1 protein-coding gene is annotated in these 431 nt (G+C 46.6%); it reads left to right on the forward strand.

Annotation, left to right across the window (positions count from 1 at the left end; all coding sequences use genetic code 11):
• Positions 1-305: DNA recombination protein RmuC (gene rmuC, locus L6966_RS11970; RefSeq protein WP_237233467.1), on the forward strand; the 305-nt coding region annotated here is incomplete at its 5' end.
• Between the last annotated feature and the right edge of the window lie 126 nt (positions 306-431).

The raw sequence follows: 431 nt of genomic DNA on the forward strand, positions 1-431 counted from the left end.
CGACCACCCTGTCTGCCCTGCTCAATTCCCTCTCCGTCGGCTTTAAGACCCTCAATATTCAACGGTCAGCCGATGATATTTCCAAGGTCTTGGGCAATGTCAAGCTGGAATTTGGCAAGTTTTCTGACCTCTTGGTCAAGGCTCAGAAACAGCTCAATCAAGCCAGCAGCAATATTGACAAACTCCTAACCACTCGCACCAACGCCATTGAGCGTAGTCTTCGTACCATTGACCTGTACGAAGATGACCAAACCAAGGGACTGCTTGGCCTGTCCCCATTAGATGAGGAAGATAATGAAAATTAACCAAATGAAAAAAGATGAATTCTTCGAAGGGTTCTATCTAATTAAGACTGCTGAAGTCCGTCAAACACGAGCTGGCAAAGACTACCTAGCTCTGACCTTCCAGGATGATACGGGTGAGATTGAAGG

It is taken from the genome of Rothia nasisuis, from assembly GCF_928381405.1.
GTDB lineage: Bacteria > Actinomycetota > Actinomycetes > Actinomycetales > Micrococcaceae > Rothia > Rothia nasisuis.